General features: G+C 70.5%; 17 protein-coding genes. 11 read left to right on the top strand and 6 right to left on the bottom strand.

Annotated features, from left to right (window positions below; genetic code table 11):
• Positions 1-69 precede the first annotated feature (69 nt).
• From QC385_RS05820 to QC385_RS05805, 4 genes are all read left to right on the top strand, one after another.
• Positions 70-1,335, top strand: coding sequence for a tyrosine-type recombinase/integrase (locus tag QC385_RS05820; protein WP_279540175.1), 1,266 nt, complete (start codon positions 70-72; stop codon positions 1,333-1,335).
• 200 nt (positions 1,336-1,535) lie between these two features.
• Entirely contained in the window at positions 1,536-1,724 is a 189-nt protein-coding gene (locus QC385_RS05815; protein ID WP_279540174.1) for a hypothetical protein, read from the top strand.
• Positions 1,725-1,885: 161 nt separating this feature from the next.
• A complete protein-coding gene (locus QC385_RS05810; protein ID WP_279540362.1) occupies positions 1,886-3,520 on the top strand; it encodes a penicillin-binding transpeptidase domain-containing protein in 1,635 nt (544 codons plus the stop codon).
• A 96-nt stretch (positions 3,521-3,616) separates the two neighbouring features.
• Positions 3,617-5,284: a penicillin-binding transpeptidase domain-containing protein gene (locus tag QC385_RS05805; RefSeq protein ID WP_279540173.1), complete on the top strand. Its 1,668-nt coding sequence runs from the start codon at positions 3,617-3,619 to the stop codon at positions 5,282-5,284.
• Positions 5,285-5,300: 16 nt separating this feature from the next.
• On the opposite strand, the gene QC385_RS05800 is transcribed toward QC385_RS05805, so the two are convergent.
• Positions 5,301-5,666 carry an SsgA family sporulation/cell division regulator gene (locus QC385_RS05800; protein WP_279540172.1) on the bottom strand — a complete coding sequence of 122 codons (366 nt, stop codon included), beginning with the start codon at positions 5,664-5,666 and terminating at the stop codon, positions 5,301-5,303.
• A gap of 169 nt (positions 5,667-5,835) precedes the next feature.
• Here QC385_RS05800 and QC385_RS05795 point away from each other — a divergent pair, with 169 nt between their 5' ends.
• From QC385_RS05795 to QC385_RS05770, 6 genes are all read left to right on the top strand, one after another.
• Complete coding sequence (locus QC385_RS05795; RefSeq protein WP_279540171.1) at positions 5,836-6,918, top strand: energy-coupling factor ABC transporter permease; 1,083 nt, start codon at positions 5,836-5,838, stop codon at positions 6,916-6,918.
• Between the two features lies 1 nt (position 6,919).
• Positions 6,920-7,681, top strand: a complete 762-nt coding sequence (gene cbiQ, locus QC385_RS05790; protein WP_279540170.1) for a cobalt ECF transporter T component CbiQ — start codon at positions 6,920-6,922, stop codon at positions 7,679-7,681.
• Entirely contained in the window at positions 7,669-8,436 is a 768-nt protein-coding gene (locus QC385_RS05785) for an energy-coupling factor ABC transporter ATP-binding protein (protein WP_279540169.1), read from the top strand. The genes cbiQ and QC385_RS05785 overlap by 13 nt, the downstream gene beginning before the upstream one ends.
• A complete protein-coding gene (locus QC385_RS05780; RefSeq protein ID WP_279540168.1) occupies positions 8,433-8,894 on the top strand; it encodes a MarR family winged helix-turn-helix transcriptional regulator in 462 nt (153 codons plus the stop codon). The genes QC385_RS05785 and QC385_RS05780 overlap by 4 nt, the downstream gene beginning before the upstream one ends.
• A gap of 106 nt (positions 8,895-9,000) precedes the next feature.
• Positions 9,001-9,447: an organic hydroperoxide resistance protein gene (locus QC385_RS05775; protein ID WP_279540167.1), complete on the top strand. Its 447-nt coding sequence runs from the start codon at positions 9,001-9,003 to the stop codon at positions 9,445-9,447.
• Between the two features lie 40 nt (positions 9,448-9,487).
• On the top strand, positions 9,488-10,651 hold the full coding sequence (locus QC385_RS05770) for a serine hydrolase domain-containing protein (protein ID WP_279540166.1): 1,164 nt from the start codon (positions 9,488-9,490) through the stop codon (positions 10,649-10,651).
• On the opposite strand, the gene QC385_RS05765 is transcribed toward QC385_RS05770, so the two are convergent.
• The 4 genes from QC385_RS05765 to QC385_RS05750 all read right to left on the bottom strand — a co-directional run bounded on the left by QC385_RS05765 (position 10,648) and on the right by QC385_RS05750 (position 12,581).
• Positions 10,648-10,923 carry a DUF1876 domain-containing protein gene (locus tag QC385_RS05765; protein WP_279540165.1) on the bottom strand — a complete coding sequence of 92 codons (276 nt, stop codon included), beginning with the start codon at positions 10,921-10,923 and terminating at the stop codon, positions 10,648-10,650. The two genes, QC385_RS05770 and QC385_RS05765, sit on opposite strands and share 4 nt — an antisense overlap.
• 71 nt (positions 10,924-10,994) lie before the next feature.
• Positions 10,995-11,840: a DMT family transporter gene (locus QC385_RS05760; protein ID WP_279540164.1), complete on the bottom strand. Its 846-nt coding sequence runs from the start codon at positions 11,838-11,840 to the stop codon at positions 10,995-10,997.
• A complete protein-coding gene (locus QC385_RS05755; protein ID WP_279540163.1) occupies positions 11,837-12,352 on the bottom strand; it encodes a YbaK/EbsC family protein in 516 nt (171 codons plus the stop codon). The genes QC385_RS05760 and QC385_RS05755 overlap by 4 nt, the downstream gene beginning before the upstream one ends.
• A gap of 43 nt (positions 12,353-12,395) precedes the next feature.
• Positions 12,396-12,581: a hypothetical protein gene (locus QC385_RS05750; protein ID WP_150481382.1), complete on the bottom strand. Its 186-nt coding sequence runs from the start codon at positions 12,579-12,581 to the stop codon at positions 12,396-12,398.
• Positions 12,582-12,671: 90 nt separating this feature from the next.
• On the opposite strand from QC385_RS05750, the gene QC385_RS05745 reads away from it, so the two are divergent.
• On the top strand, positions 12,672-13,814 hold the full coding sequence (locus tag QC385_RS05745) for a glutathione-independent formaldehyde dehydrogenase (protein ID WP_279540162.1): 1,143 nt from the start codon (positions 12,672-12,674) through the stop codon (positions 13,812-13,814).
• An 83-nt stretch (positions 13,815-13,897) separates the two neighbouring features.
• Here the strand turns inward: QC385_RS05745 and QC385_RS05740 are convergent, their stop codons facing one another.
• Positions 13,898-16,108 carry an MMPL family transporter gene (locus QC385_RS05740; protein WP_279540161.1) on the bottom strand — a complete coding sequence of 737 codons (2,211 nt, stop codon included), beginning with the start codon at positions 16,106-16,108 and terminating at the stop codon, positions 13,898-13,900.
• Between the last annotated feature and the right edge of the window lie 31 nt (positions 16,109-16,139).

The raw sequence follows: 16,139 nt of genomic DNA, 5'->3' as shown, positions 1-16,139 counted from the left end.
CCCAAATTCCCGGGGAGGGCCACATTGTGGCCCTCCCCGTCCCATGCCCAGAAGGGACTACCGCCTTACATGGCTGGCCACATCCAAGACCGATGGTTCAAGGCCATCACCGGCCCCGACGGCAAGTCCGTCAAGGTCAAAACCGATCGCCACGGAACGGGTCTTAGGTACCGCGCCCGGTACGTCGGCCCGGACGGCACCGAGAAGAGCAAGTCGTTCCGTGACAAGGAACTGCGTCTCGCCAAGCAGTGGCTCACGAACATCGAGGCGGACATGTCGCGCGGACAGTACATCGACCCGCGCACCGCACGGACCACGTTCAAGCAGTACGCGGAACGCTGGGTCAAGATGCACACCGGTGAGATCAACAGCCGTGAAGCTGCGGAGCGTCGGCTCCGGCTGCATGCTTACCCTCACATCGGCTCTCGCCCCCTCGGCTCCTTCAAGCCGGAGCACATCCGCGCCTGGATCGCCGCCCTGGAAGACACCGTGCCGGCGGAGTCACACCGCCGCATCATCGTCGGCACCGTCTCGGCAGCGCTCAGCGCCGCCGTTGAGGACGGGCTACTGAGTAAGAATCCCTGCCGGGCCCGCACGGTGAAGCTCCCGAAGCCGGGCAAGCCGCGCGTCGAGCCGTGGACGGCAAAGCAGGTCTTCGGCGTACGCGCCGCCCTCCCTCCTCGCTACCAGGCCGCCGTGGATGTGGGAGCGGGTTGCGGACTGCGACAGGGTGAGATCTTCGGTCTGGCTGTCGAAGCACTCGACTACGAGGGCGGTTGGCTGGCCGTTGGCCACCAGCTCAAGCGCATCCGGGGCAAGTACGTCTTCGCCCTGCCGAAGGGCGGCAAGGTGCGGGACGTGCCCCTGCCCAAAGCCGTGGCCACCGCTCTCCGAGACCACTCGAAGGAGTTCGAGCCGATCGACGTCACGCTTCCATGGCGCACGCCTGACGGCCCCCTCGTGACGAAGCGGCTCATCTTCAGCGGCCCCGAGGGCAATCACGTCCGCGTGAGCAACTTCAACGATCACCACTGGAAGCCCGCTCTGGCCACCGCGGGCATCATCCCGGCACGGGAGGCGGGCAAGCGGTACGCGTCGGCCCCCGAGCACGGCATGCACGCTCTCAGGCACTTCTACGCGTCCGTCCTGCTGGACGCGGGCGAGAGCATCCGGGCCCTGAGTTCGTACCTCGGTCACGCCGACCCGGGGTTCACGCTCCGGACCTACACGCACCTCATGCCGAGCAGCGAGGGCCGCACCCGGAAGGCAGTCGACAGCCTCTATCTGGCGTCGAATCCTCAAGATCACGGCCCAGAGACGGCCCATGCTGCCTGAGCCGACCCCGGCCAGAGGTAAACACCCTGGCCGGGGCCCTGCGGGGCCCGATCGCGCAGACTTCATCTATTTCTGGCCCCTGTACACGGGCCAGGCCATCCCCATCGACGACTGGCGGGCGCGGATGTGGCTGGACACCTGGGTCTAGCCGGTCAGCTGCGAGGATGGTGCGGATCATCACAGAAAACGGGGGGTCGGGCATGCTCGTGCTCATGCTGTCGGTCGTCGTCCTGCTCGTCATCGGCGGCTGCGTCTGCGTCTTCTGGGCGGCCCGGGGCGACGCCCCGCGCTGGGCGCGTGAGGTGGCCAAGGCGACGCTGCTCGTCAGTGAACTGACCCGGAGCGCGAACGGGCGTTCCGGGTCGCGGCACAGCGGCGGGGACGACTAGTCGAAGAATCCCGGCACACCGCCCGGGCGGGATGCGTGTTCGGTCAAAAATCGAAACAACCGCCCCTACCGTCACCCTCTGCGCTTAGAGTGCTACCGGATCGAGCGTTCTGAACGCGTTCAAAGGAGCGCGTGAAGCTCAACGGGGAGGGGACCGCCCACATGGGCAAGGGGGTCAAGACCGCTGTCATAGGCGGCGTGTTCGCGGTGATGGTGGGCGGGGCCGGGTACGGGGCCTACAACATCATGAGCGCGCTGAACGGGGACGGGGGCGGCACGAGCGGGGTGACCGCGGAGAAGAAGTCGGGGCCGCCCGACGAGGACGAGGTCAAGGCGACCACGGCCAAGTTCTTCGGCGCCTGGGAGAAGGGCGAGGCCGCGACGGCGGCGTCGTACACGAACAACGACGCGGCCGCCGAGCAGCTGCTGACCGCCTTCGGGGACGACGCGCACATCACCGACGTGAAGATCACGCCCGGCGCGGCGAGCGGCACCACCGTGCCGTACACGGTGAAGGCGAAGGTGGCCTACGACGGGAAGTCCAAGCCGCTGAGCTACAGCGGCAAGCTCAAGGTCGTGCGCGGGCTCACCACCGGACGGCCGCTGGTCGACTGGCAGCCGTCCGTCGTGCACCCCGAGCTGAAGAAGGACGACACGCTCGTCACGGAGCGGTCGGCCAGCCCGCCCATCCAGGCGGTCGGCCGTGACGGTTCCGTGCTGACGAAGGAGAAGTACCCCTCCCTCGGCCCGGTCCTGGACGCCCTGCGCGACAAGTACGGTGACAAGGCCGGAGGTTCGCCCGGCGTCGAGCTGGTCGTCCGGCACACCGGTGGGAGCGCTCCCGACACCCCGCTGCTCATCCTCGCCAAGGGCAAGCCCGGCAGGCTCGCCACCACGATCAGCCCGAGCGCGCAGTCGGCGGCCGAGAAGGCGGTCAAGCGGTTCGCCCAGTCGTCGGTGGTGGCCGTCAAGCCGAGCACCGGCGAGGTTCTGGCCGTGGCGAACAACCGTACGGACGGCTTCAACGCGGCCTTCGAGGGCCAGGCGGCACCCGGCTCCACGATGAAGATCATCACCGCCGCGATGCTCATCGACAACGGCGTGACCTCGATGAACGGCCCGGCGCCCTGCCCGCGCGACGCCGTGTGGCAGGGGCAGAAGTTCGAGAACCTCACCGGCATGGACCCCAACGAGGGCGCCACCCTCGCCAACAGCTTCATGCGGTCCTGCAACACCGCCTTCATCAAGCTCATCGACGAGAAGCCGCTCACGGACGCCTCGCTGGCCCAGGAGGCCGAGCAGCGCTTCGGGCTGGGGCAGGACGACTGGAAGACCGGCATCGGCTCCTTCGACGGCAGCGTCCCCGAAGTCAGCGGCCCGGACCGGGCGGCCGGTGCCATCGGGCAGGGCCAGGTGCAGATGAGCCCGCTGAACATGGCCTCGGTGACCGCGACCGCGATCACCGGCGCCTTCCGCCAGCCCTATCTCGTCTCACCGAAGCTGGACGGCCGTCAGCTCGCCCAGGCCCAGGGACTGAAGGCGAGCACCGCCGCCCAGCTGAAGCAGATGATGCGGCTCACCGCCACCCAGGGCACCGCCCGGGAGGCCATGGCCGGGCTCGGCGGCGACATCGGTGCCAAGACCGGTTCCGCCGAGGTCGACGGGAGCGCCAAGTCCAACAGCTGGTTCACCGGGTTCCGCGACGACATCGCGGCGGCGGCCATGACCGAGCAGGGCGGCCACGGCGGCGACGCGGCCGGGCCGATTGTCGCAGCCGTGCTACGAACAGGTGGCTGATCTCACCTCCGCGGGACGGGACTCTAGGGTGGTGGCCGTCGTTGGGACAGCCGAGGGCAACGGGGACCCTGGGAATTCGTGGAGGAACGAACAGCTGTGGGCAACAGAAGGCGCGTCGCCGAGCGAGGGAAGACGAGGCCCGCCGTGATCGGCGGGCTGATCGCCGTGGTCGTCGGCGGTGCCGGGGTCGGCGCCTACGCGCTGTACGGCGGCGCCTCGGCCGACGGCACCCGGTCGGCCTCCACCGACCAGAAGCCCGAGGTGAAGACCGGGCCCCTGTCGGCGACCGAGGTCACCACCACCGCCAAGGCCTTCCTCACCGCATGGCAGTCGGGGAAGGTCACCGAGGCCGCCGCGGCCACGGACGACTCGGCCGCGGCGAAGTCCCTGCTCACCGGCTACACCAAGGACGCGCACATCAAGGACGTCACCCTCGCCCCGGGCACGCCCGCGGGCGACAAGGTGCCGTTCTCCGTCAAGGCCACGGTGTCGTACAAGGGCACCGAGAAGCCGCTGGCGTACGACAGCGCGCTGACCGTACTCCGCCGCACGAGCGACGGTAAGCCGCTGGTCGACTGGCACTCGGCGGTCGTCCACCCCGACCTGAAGGACGGCGACAAGCTGGTCACCGGCGAGGCGGGCACGCCCCCGGTCAAGGCGCTCGACCGGGACGGCGGCGAACTGACCAAGAAGAAGTACGCCTCGCTGGGGCCCGTCCTGGACGGGCTGCGCGAGAAGTACGGCAAGCAGGCGGGCGGCAAGGCCGGCATCGAGCTCCGGGTCGAGCGCGGGAAGTCGGCCGAGTCGGACGACCTGTCCGACAAGACCCTGCTGGAGCTGAGCAAGGGCACGCCCGGCACGGTGAAGACCACGCTGGACCCGGCCCTCCAGGCGGCGGCCGAGAAGCAGGTCGCGAAGAAGGCCCGGTCGTCGGTGGCCATGGTGCGGCCCTCGACCGGCGAGATCCTGGCCGCCGCCAACGCCTCGCCCGGCTTCAACACCGCTTTCCAGGGCTCCCTCGCGCCCGGCTCCACGATGAAGGTCATCACCGCGTCGCTGCTGCTCGAGAAGGGCCTGGCCTCGGCGGACAGGAAGCACCCGTGCCCGAAGTACTTCACGTACGGGCACTGGAAGTTCCAGAACGACAAGAAGTTCGAGATCAAGGACGGCACGTTCAAGGCGAGCTTCGCCCGCTCCTGCAACACGGCCTTCATCAGCCAGGCGCCCAAGCTGAAGGACGACGACCTGACCAAGCAGGCCCAGCAGGTCTTCGGCCTGGGGCTGAACAACTGGGCGATCGGTGTGCCGTCCTTCGACGGCGCGGTGCCGGTGCAGTCGGCGGCCCAGATGGGCGCCTCGCTGATCGGGCAGGGCGGGGTCCGGATGAACCCGCTGAACATGGCGTCGGTGTCGGCGACGGTCAAGTCCGGCACCTTCCGCCAGCCGTATCTGGTCTCCCCGGACGTGGACGGCCGCAAGCTCGCGACGGCCTCGCGCACGATGTCGGCGGGCACGCTGTCCCAGCTGCGTGAACTGATGTCGTACACGGCCGACTACGGCACGGCCGCGGAGGCGATGGCCGGGGTGGGCGGCGACGCCGGCGCGAAGACCGGGTCCGCCGAGGTCGACGGGCAGAAGAAGCCGAACGGCTGGTTCACCGCCTACCGGGGCGATCTGGCGGCCGCGGGCGTGGTCCAGCAGGGCGGCCACGGCGGCGAGACGGCCGGGCCGATCGTGGCGGCGCTGCTGAAAATGGGCGGCTGAGCCCCGGGTTCGAAGCTCAGTGAGTGACCGGTTCCACGGCGGCCATGTACGTGCGCCGCAGGAACCGCAGCAGCGCCTGCCGCTCGAACTGCACCACCGAGACCCCTTGCGCGGAGTGGAACTCCACGACGGCCTGCACCCGGCCGCACGGCCACACCCGGACCTCGCCGCTGCCCATGGGGGCCCGCAGCCCCTCCTCCAACAGCCGGCGGTCGAAGGTCCACTCGCGCGCCCCGGCTCCGGGCAGCCCGATCCGTACGGCGCCCGGGTCCCGCTCGGGGTCGTAGCGCAGCGTGACCGGGACCGCTTCCCGCTCCGCGTCCAGCGGGACGTCCGCATCCGTGACGATATGGGCTCGCGCGTACTGCTCGACTACGGACATCGGACGGGCCTTTCACCGTGCGCTACCTGCGTGGAGACTGTGCGTCCACTCCCCTTCCAATGTCGCATATTTTCTGCATTACGCCCGTCGAGGCCGGACATATCACGGATGAGATAAAACGAGCATCACGCTCTTGCAAATCGTTCGCATCTAGCCACATCATCGAACGGTGCATGTACCTGACGGATTCATCAACGCGCCCACCTCCGCCGCCACCGGTGTGATCGCCGCGGGCGCCATCGCCGTGAGCCTGCGCGGCGCGCGCCGGGAACTCGACGAGCGGACGGCACCGCTGGCCGGACTCGTCGCGGCGTTCATCTTCGCGGTGCAGATGCTGAACTTCCCCGTCGCGGCGGGGACCAGCGGCCATCTGCTCGGCGGTGCGCTCGCCGCGATACTCGTCGGCCCCTACACAGGGGTCCTGTGCGTCTCCGTCGTCCTGCTCATGCAGGGCATCCTCTTCGCGGACGGCGGTCTGACCGCGCTCGGCGTCAACATCACCAACATGGCGATCGTCACCACGGTCGTCGCCTACGCCCTCTTCCGCGGCCTGGTGAAGGTGCTGCCCCGCACCCGCCGGTCGGTCACCGTGGCCTCCTTCGTCGCCGCCCTGGTCTCCGTGCCGGCCTCCGCCCTGGCCTTCACGCTGATGTACGCGATCGGCGGCACCACCGACGTGTCGATCGGCAAGGTCGCCACCGCCATGGTCGGCGTGCACCTCCTGATCGGCATCGGCGAGGCCGTGATCACCGCGCTGACCGTCGGCTCGGTCATCGCCGTACGCCCGGACCTGGTGTACGGGGCGCGCGGCCTCACGCACAAGCTCAAGCTGCGGGTGAACGGCGAACTCGTCGACGCCCCCGGCGCCGAGCCGGAGCCCGCCCCCGCGGCCGCCCGGACCTCGCACCGCAAGGTGTGGGCGGCGGGCCTGGTCGCCTCCCTGGTCCTGGCCGGGTTCGTCAGCTTCTACGCCTCCGCCGACCCCGACGGCCTGGAGAAGGTCGCCGCCGACCACGGCATCGACAAGAAGGCCGAGGAGCACGCCGTGGCGGACTCCCCGCTCGCCGACTACGGCGTCGAGGACGTCGACGACGCCCGCCTGTCCGGAGGCCTGGCGGGTGTCATCGGTGTCGGGGTCACGGTCGTCGCGGGCAGCGCGGTCTTCTGGGCCGTACGCCGTCGCCGTTCGGACGCCACGTCCCCGTCGGACACGACCGACACGACGAGCACCCCCAGCACGACGAGCGTCTGACATGGGAGCCGGGCACGCGCACAAGCTCTACCGGCACGGGCACTCGCCCGTGCACGGTCTGCCGCCGCACACCAAGCTCGCCGCCGTGTTCGCCTTCGTGGTGGTCGTGGTGTCGACGCCGCGGGAGGCGATGTGGGCGTTCGGGCTGTACGCCGTGCTGCTCGGGGCCGTGGCGTACGTCGCGCGCGTGCCCGCAGGGTTCCTGCTGGGGCGGCTGCTGATCGAGGTGCCGTTCGTCGCGTTCGCGGTGCTGATGCCGTTCGTGGCGGAGGGCGAGCGGGTCGACGTCCTGGGGATGTCCCTGAGCGTCAACGGCCTGTGGGGCGCGTGGAACGTGCTCGCCAAGGGCACGCTCGGCGTCGCCGCCTCCGTCCTCCTCGCCGCCACCACCGAACTGCGCGAACTCCTCCTCGGCCTCCAGCGGCTCAGGCTCCCGCCGCTCCTCGTGCAGATCGCGTCCTTCATGATCCGCTACGGGGACGTCATCACGGACGAGATGCGGCGCATGCGGATCGCCCGGGAGTCGCGCGGCTTCGAGGCGAGGGGCGTCCGGCACTGGGGCGTCCTGGCCAAGTCCGCGGGTGCCCTGTTCATCCGCTCCTACGAGCGCGGCGAGCGCGTGCACCTGGCCATGGTCAGCCGCGGATACGCCGGCTCCATGCCGGTCATCGACGAGGTGACCGCGTCCCGGGCGCAGTGGACGTACGCCCTCACCCTCCCCTGTGCCGCCCTCGCCGTCTGTCTGCTGGGATGGGCCCTGTGACTGATGTGACCCCCTCACTGGACGTGGCCGGTCTGGCCTTCGCCTACCCCGACGGACACCAGGCCCTCTTCGGCGTCGACTTCTCCGTCGCGCGCGGCGAGCGGGTCGCGCTGCTCGGCCCGAACGGCGCCGGCAAGACGACCCTCGTGCTCCACCTCAACGGCATCCTGACCGGTGGCACCGGCACGGTGAAGGTGGCCGGGCTGCCCGTCGGCAGGCAGCACATGGCGGAGATCCGGCGCCGGGTCGGCATCGTCTTCCAGGACCCGGACGACCAGCTCTTCATGCCGACCGTCCGGGAGGACGTGGCGTTCGGGCCCGCCGCGGCCGGGCTCAAGGGGCCGGAGCTGGAGAAGCGCGTGGACCGGGCGCTGGAGCGGGTCGGCATGGCGGAGTTCAAGGACCGCCCGCCGCACCACCTCTCCTTCGGCCAGCGCCGCCGGGTGGCCGTGGCGACCGTGCTCGCCATGGAACCGGAGATCCTCGTCCTCGACGAGCCCTCCTCCAACCTCGACCCCGCCTCCCGCCGCGAGCTGGCCGACGTCCTGCGCTCCCTCGACGTGACCGTGCTGATGGTCACGCACGACCTGCCGTACGCCCTGGAGCTGTGCCCGCGTTCGCTGATCCTCAGCGAGGGCGTGATCGCGGCGGACGGCCCGACCGGCGAACTGCTCTCCGACGAGGAGCTGATGCGCGCCCACCGGCTGGAGCTGCCGTTCGGTTTCGATCCGCGTTCGGTGACAATGGGCGCGTGACGAACGAGGAGACCGAGGGCTCGCTGCTGCTGGACGACCAGCTCTGCTTCGCGCTGTACGCGGCCCAGCGGGCGGTGACGTCCGCCTACCGCCCCCTCCTCGACGAGCTCGGCCTCACCTATCCGCAGTACCTGGTCCTGCTGGTCCTGTGGGAGCGCGGTGAGACCACGGTCAAGGAGCTGGCCGCCGCGCTGAGGCTCGACTACGGCACGGTGTCGCCGCTGCTCAAGCGGCTGGAGAGCCTGGGACTCGTCCGCCGGGAGCGCGCGGCGCACGACGAGCGCTCGGTGCTGGTCGCCTGCACCGAGCCCGGGGAGGAGCTGCGGGAGCGCGCGGCGGGCGTACCGGGCGCCCTGCTGGCGGCGACGGGGCTCGCTCCACCGGAGGTCACGCGTCTGCGCGAAGAGCTGTGGCGGCTGGCGGAGGCATCGCAGGCAGCCCCGAACCGCCCGCACTGATCGCCCGTTACCCCCGGTTATCACCCCCTGCTGGACAGACGCTTTCCTACCGGCCGGTACCTTGTGCGCGATGTATTAGTGCGCACCTGTTCTGGGGGATCCAGCCATGATTGACGCCGCCGTCGTCGACACCCGCCCGACGAAGATCATGTATGTCGCCGAGGCCACCGCCCACGGCGGCCGCGAGGGCTATGTCACCAGCCAGGACGGCCAGATCGACCTCAGGGTCGCGATGCCCCCGCAGCTCGGCGGCGACGGCAACGGCACCAACCCGGAACAGCTCTTCGCGGCCGGCTACAGCTCCTGCTTCCACAACGCGCTGATCCTCGTCGGCAACCGCGAGGGCTACGACCTGACCGGCTCCACGGTCTCCGCCAAGGTCGGCATCGGCCCCAACAAGCAGCGCGGCTACGGCCTCGCGGTCGCCCTGAGCGTCTCGCTCCCCGTCCTCGACCCGGGCCTCGCGGGCAAGCTGGTGGACGCGGCCCACGAGGTCTGCCCGTACTCGAACGCGACCCGCGGGAACATCGACGTGACGATCGTGCTTGGTTGAAAGGGGATCGAGTCGGATCGGCGAGACGAGGAGTACGGACGTGGACGTGCACGGCACAGTGGCCGAGGGCTTCGAGCCGGTCAGGGACGCGTTCGTACGGAACTTCGGCACGCTCGGGGAGCGGGGCGCGGCGGTCGCCGTCTACCGGGACGGGCAGCGGGTCGTCGACCTGTGGGCCGGCACCAAGGACGTCGACGGCACGGACCCCTGGGAGCGCGGCACCGCCCAGGTCGTGCGCTCGGCGACGAAGGGTGTGGCCGCCGCCGTACTCCTGCTGCTGCACCAGCGCGGGCAACTGGACCTGGACGCGCCGGTGGGCCACTACTGGCCGGAGTTCAAGGCCCAGGGCAAGGAGCGGGTGCTGGTCCGGCACGTCCTGAACCACCGGGCCGGCGTCCCCGTCCTCGACCACCCGCTCACCCCCGAGCAGGCCCTCGACCCGCTGCGGGGCCCGGAGGCGGTCGCCGCGCAGGCCCCCGCCTGGGAACCGGGCACCGACCACGGCTACCACGCGCTCACCTACGGCTGGCTGCTCGACGAAATCGTGCGACGCGTCACGGGGCAGGGCGCCGGCGCATGGCTCGCGTCGCAGATCACCGGCCCGCTGGGCCTGGACCTCTGGCTGGGTCTGCCGGACGCGGAGGCCGGCCGGGTCGGGCGCGTGGGCCGCGTCGACGGGCCCGAGCCGGCCGGCGGCCTGCGCGCCCGCCCGAAGCGCTCGGTCACCGAGGCCTACGAGGACCCGGCCTCCCTGACCCGCCGGGCCTTCACGGCGATCACCCCGTTCCCGGACCAGAACGACCCGGCCTACCGCGCGGCGGCCCTCCCCGCGACCAACGCCATCGCGACGGCGGACGGACTGGCCCGCTTCTACGCGACGCTGATCGGCGACACCGCCGGCGCCTCACGCCTGTTCACGCCGGAGACGGTCGAGCTGGCCCGGGCCGAGGAGTCGGCGGGCCCCGACCGCGTCCTGGTGGTCGGCACCCGCTTCGGCCTCGGCTACATGCTGCACGGCAGCGCCTCGCCCTTCCTCACGCCGGGCTCCTTCGGCCACCCGGGCCGCGGCGGCGCCCTCGGCTTCGCCGACCCGGACACCGGGATCGCCTTCGGCTATGTCACCAACGGTTTCCGCAAGACGGTCACGGCGGATCCGCGGGCGCAGGGGCTGGTGCGAGCGGTGCGGGGAGCCCTGGGGCCCTAGACGTGAATCGGGTGGGAGGTCCGCCCCGACGCCTGGTCGATCTCGTCGTGCGCCTTGGTCAGCAGTCGCATGGCGAGCTCGTTGAGTGCCCGGGCGCCGGCGATCTCCTCCCCGACTCTGGGCTGATTGGCGTCGGTCCGGTGCCGGCTCGCGTGCCCGTGCGCCCGTACCTCGCTGCCGTCGGGCAGCCGGACCAGCGCCACCGCCTGGGTGTGCTGGTCGTCCTCCCGGAACTCCATCTCGACGTGCCATCCCACTGTGGTGTGCATCATGACGATCACCTCCGGAACACTTAGTTCCAGGGTGCTCCTCCCACCGGCTGGACGCACCCGCCTGGCCCGGCCTATCCGGCGTGCAGCATCAGCCCGATCCCGACGACGAGCAGCCCGGCCGCCGCGATCCTCGGCGCCCCGAACCGCTCCTTGAAGAACACGGCCCCGATGGCGGCGCCCACGATGATCGACGACTCACGCAGGGCGGCGATGGGCGCGAGCTCGGCCCTGGTCTGGGCCCACAGGACGAGGGCGTAGGCGGCGACGGAGAGGGCGGCCCCGATGAGGCCGATCCCGGCGAACGGCCGGAGAACGGCGGCCGTCTCCCTCCGCCAGCGGCTCACGGCGTAGGCGGGGATCACGACTCCCTGGACCGCCATCAGCCAGGCGATGTATCCGAGGGAGGAACCGGAGGCGCGCACGCCGAGGCCGTCGACGACGGTGTACGCCGCGATCGTCAGGCCGGTCGCGAGCGCCGCCCCGATCGCCGCCCAGTCGGGCCGGCGCCCGCGCAGTCCCCACACGGCGACGCCGGTCAGCCCCGCGCACGACAGGGCGATACCGGCGGCGGCCCACCCGTCGGGCACCTCGTGCGCGAAGACGGCGGCGAGCACGGTGACGACGAGCGGCGCGGTGCCGCGCGCGATGGGATAGGCCTGCCCGAAGTCGCCCAGCCGGAAGGACTTCATCAGCAGCGCGTAGTAGGCGATGTGTATGGCGGCGGAGACGAGCAGATACGGCCATGCCCGGGCCGCCGGAAACGCCACGAAGGGCGCCAGGGCCAGCCCGATGACCACCCCGCCGCCCGAGATCAGCGCGAATCCGGCCAGCTTGTCGGTGATCTTGTGGGCGATGGCGTTCCAGCTGGCGTGCGTGACGGCGGCGAGCAGGACGGCGGCGGTGACCAGGGGCGTCACGCGGAGAGCTCGCGCACGTCCACGAGGGTGCCGCCGGCGTGGCCGACGAGGTCGCGGGGCGCCATGGGGAAGACGGTGTACGGCGTCCCGGCGGCGGCCCAGACGACGTCGTGCCCGAGCAGGGACCGGTCGGCGAGCACGCGCGTCTTCGTCCTGTGCCCGAAGGGCGGCACCCCGCCGATGGCGTACCCGGTGGTCTCCCGCACGACATCGGCCTTGGCCCGCGTGACCTTCTCCGCCCCGAGCTCCTTGCGCACGAGCTCGAGGTCGACCCGGGAGGCCCCGTCCATGAGCACCAGCACCGGCACACCGTCCGCCGCGAAGATCAGCGACTTGCAGATCTGGCTCAGCTCGCACCCGAGCGCGGCGGCGGCCTCGGCGGCGGTACGGGTGGCTTCGGGGTACCGGCGGACCTGACGTGCGAGGTCCTCGATCCCCAGCTCCCGCAGGGCCTCGGCGAAACGGGGGTGTACTCCGGAGTTCTCGGCGCCCGTGGCGGCTGTCGTCGTCATGCGGGCACGCTAGCGGTGCGTGTACGAGACACGCGAGGCGGTTTCAGCCGGTGGCGTCCTCCGGCCGGACGTCCGCGAACTCCCACCACGCGAGCGGCAGCCAGTCCCCGTCGACGAAACCGTCGACGGACCCTCCGGTGCCCCGGATCGTCACGCGCGTCCCCTCCGGATAGACGACGCCCGACAGGCCGGGAACCGCTACGAGCAATGTGCCGATACGTCCTGACAAGGCTCTACTTCCTTTCCTCTGTGGATGCAAATCGTCTCATCATGTACCAGCCTGGTATATGACTCACGACACAGTTGGAGGTGCGTGACGATGAGGGCTGTCGTGTACAAAGGCCCCTTCGAGGTAGCGATAGAACAAGTGGAGGACCCACGGATCCAGCACCCGAACGATGTGATCGTCCGTGTCACGTCGACCGCCATCTGCGGCTCGGACCTGCACATGTACGAGGGCCGTACCGCCGCGGAACCGGGGATCGTGTTCGGTCACGAGAACCTCGGGGTCGTCGAGGAGACAGGAGAGGGGGTCACCTCGCTCAGCCGCGGCGACCGGGTGGTCATGCCCTTCAATGTGGCATGCGGCTTCTGCAAGAACTGTACGGCCGGCTTCACGGGCTTCTGCCTGACCGTGAACCCGGGCTTCGCCGGCGGCGCCTACGGCTATGTCGCGATGGGGCCCTATGTGGGAGGCCAGGCGGAGTACGTGCGCGTGCCCCACGCCGACTTCAACTGCCTCAAGCTCCCCGAGGGCACCGAGAAGGAGACCGACTTCGTCCTGCTCGCCGACATCTTCCCGACCGGCTACCACGGCAACGAACTGGCCGACGTACGTCCCGGTGACACCGTCGCCGTCTACGGCGGCGGTCCGGTCGGGCTCATGGCCGCCTACTCCGCGATGCTGCGCGGCGCGAGCAAGGTGTTCGTGGTCGACCGGGTGGCGGAGCGGCTGCAGAAGGCGGAGGAGATCGGAGCCGTGCCGATCGACTTCACCCAGGGCAACCCGGTGGAGCAGATCAAGGAGCAGACCGAAGGAGGCCGGGGCACGGACAAGGGGATCGACGCAGTCGGTTACCAGGCCCAGGCGCAGAACGAGGACCGCGAGGAACCGGCGACCGTACTGAACTCGCTCGTCGAGACGGTCCGGCCGACGGGCGCGCTCGGTGTGCCCGGTCTGTACGTCCCGCGCGACCCCGGCGGACCGGACGAGCAGGCGAAGCAGGGCATGCTGATGGTCTCCATCGGGCGCCTCTTCGAGAAGGGGCTCCGCATGGGTACCGGTCAGTGCAACGTCAAGCGGTACAACCGCCAGTTGCGTGACCTGATCATCGAGGACCGTGCGAAGCCGAGCTTCGTCGTCTCGCACGAGCTTCCGCTCGACCAGGCGCCGACGGCGTACGAGAAGTTCGACAAGCGCGTCGAGGGCTACACGAAGGTCGTCCTCCACCCGCACGCGTGACAAGAGCACGCGTGACATGACAAGAGCCGGTGAGGGCTCCCCGTCCCTACGGGGCCCTCACCGGCCGCTCTGTCAGGGTGCGGTCAGGCGCGTACCAGTTCCTTGTCCTGGTCCCCGGACGCCGAGCGCAGCCCCTCGCCCTCCACGTCCACGTTGGGCAGCGCCCGGTCCAGCCACCTGGGCAGCCACCAGGCCTTGCGGCCGAGGAGGGCCAGGACGGCCGGGACGATGGCCATGCGGACGACGAACGCGTCGAAGAAGACCGCGATCGCGAGGCCGAAGCCGATCATCTTGACCATGGACTCGGACGAGCCGATGAAGCCGGCGAAGACCGCCATCATGATGACCGCCGCGGCCGTCACCACCCGGGCGCCGTGCCGGAAGCCCGTCACGACCGCCTGGCCGGCCTTCTCGCCGTGGACGTAGGCCTCCCGCATCCGGGTCACGAGGAAGACCTCGTAGTCCATCGCCAGGCCGAAGACCACGCCCACCATGAAGATCGGCATCATCGACATGACCGGGCCGGTCTGCTCGACGCCCATCAGGTCCGCCAGCCAGCCCCACTGGAAGACCGCGACCACGGCGCCGAGGGCCGCCATCACCGACAGCAGGAAGCCGAGGGCCGCCTTCAGGGGGACCAGGATCGAGCGGAACACCACGATCAGGAGGAGGAAGGCCAGGCCGACCACCAGGACCAGGTAGGGAATGAGGGCGTCGTTCAGTTTCTCGGAGACGTCGATGTTCATCGCCGTCTGGCCGGTGACGAGCACGTTCGCGTCGGAGTCGGCCTTGATCCCGGCACCCTTGCCGCGGATGGAGTGGACCAGGTCCTCGGTCGCGACCGAGGACGGCTTGGAGTCCGGGATGACGGTGATCGTCGCCGTGTCGCCGGCCTTGTTGGGCGCCGGCGGCGTCACCGTGACGACGTCCTCGAGGCCCTTGATCTCGTCGCCGACCGCCGTGAAGGCCGCCTTCGGGTCGTCGCTGGCCTTCGCGTCGACCACGACCATCAGCGGGCCGTTGAAGCCCGGTCCGAAGCCCTCGGAGAGGAGGTCGTAGGCGCGGCGCTGCGTGGTGGACGTCGGCTGGGAGCCGTCGTCCGGCAGGCCCAGTTCCAGGCTCGTCGCCGGGACGGCCGCCGCGCCGAGGCCGATGACGCCGAGCAGCAGGACCGCGACCGGGCGGCGGACGACGAAGCTCGCCCAGCGCGTGCCCAGGTTCGGCTTCACGGGCTTGTCCTGCTTCTCCTGCGCCTTGGCCCGGCCGAGCAGCTTGCCCTTCTCCCCCGCCGGCTTCACCTTCCGGCCGGCGTACCCGAGCAGCGCCGGGATCATGGTCAGGGCGATCAGCACCGCGATGGCCACCGTGCCCGCCGCCGCGACGCCCATCTTCGTCAGCATCGGGATGTTGACGACGGACAGGCCCACCAGGGCGATCACGACCGTGAGGCCCGCGAAGACCACCGCGGAGCCCGCCGTGCCGACGGCCCGGCCCGCCGCGTCCTCCCGGTCGCGGCCCTCGGCGAGTTCGGCCCGGTAGCGGGAGACGATGAACAGCGCGTAGTCGATGCCGACCGCGAGGCCGATCATCATCGCGAGGGTGGAGGTCGTCGAGCCCAGGTCCAGCGCGCTGGCCAGCGCCGTGATCGAGGAGACGCCGATGCCCACGCCGATGAGCGCCGTCAGCAGCGGCAGACCGGCCGCGATCAGCGAGCCGAAGGTGATGACGAGGACGACCGCGGCGACCGCGATGCCGATGATCTCGGTGGTGCCGGTGTGCGGGACGGTCTGGAGCGCGTCACCGCCGATCTCGACGGTCAGCCCGGCCTTCCGTGCGTCCTGCGCGGAGTCCTCCAGGGCGTCGCGGGAGGAGTCCTCCAGCTCCATGCCGGAGACCTTGTACGAGACCTGCGCGTAGGCGACCGTGCCGTCCTTGCTGACGGCCTTCGCCTGGTACGGGTCGGTGACGCGGACGACCTCGGAGCCGTCGGCGAGTTCCTTGACGGTCTCCTGGACGGTCGCCTTGTTGCCGGGGTCGGTCATCTTCTCGCCGCTCGGCGCCTTGAAGACGACACGGGCGGTGGCTCCGTCGGCGCTGGTGCCGGGGAAGCGCTGCTCCAGCAGGTCGAAGGCCTTCTGCGCCTCCGTGCCGGGGATGGAGAACGAGCTGTTGCCCGCGGCGGGGGCGCTGGCCGCGCCGACACCGGCGAGGGTCAGCAGGGCCACCCATATCAGGGCGACGAAGTGCCGCCGCCGGAAGGAGATCCGGCCGAGTTTGTAGAGGAATGTGGCCACGAGGGCGTACTCCCGGTCAGGTCGTGGGGTT

It is taken from the genome of Streptomyces sp. DH10, from assembly GCF_029813805.1.
Taxonomy (GTDB): domain Bacteria; phylum Actinomycetota; class Actinomycetes; order Streptomycetales; family Streptomycetaceae; genus Streptomyces; species Streptomyces coeruleofuscus.
This window is presented reverse-complemented; position numbering and strand designations above follow the sequence as displayed.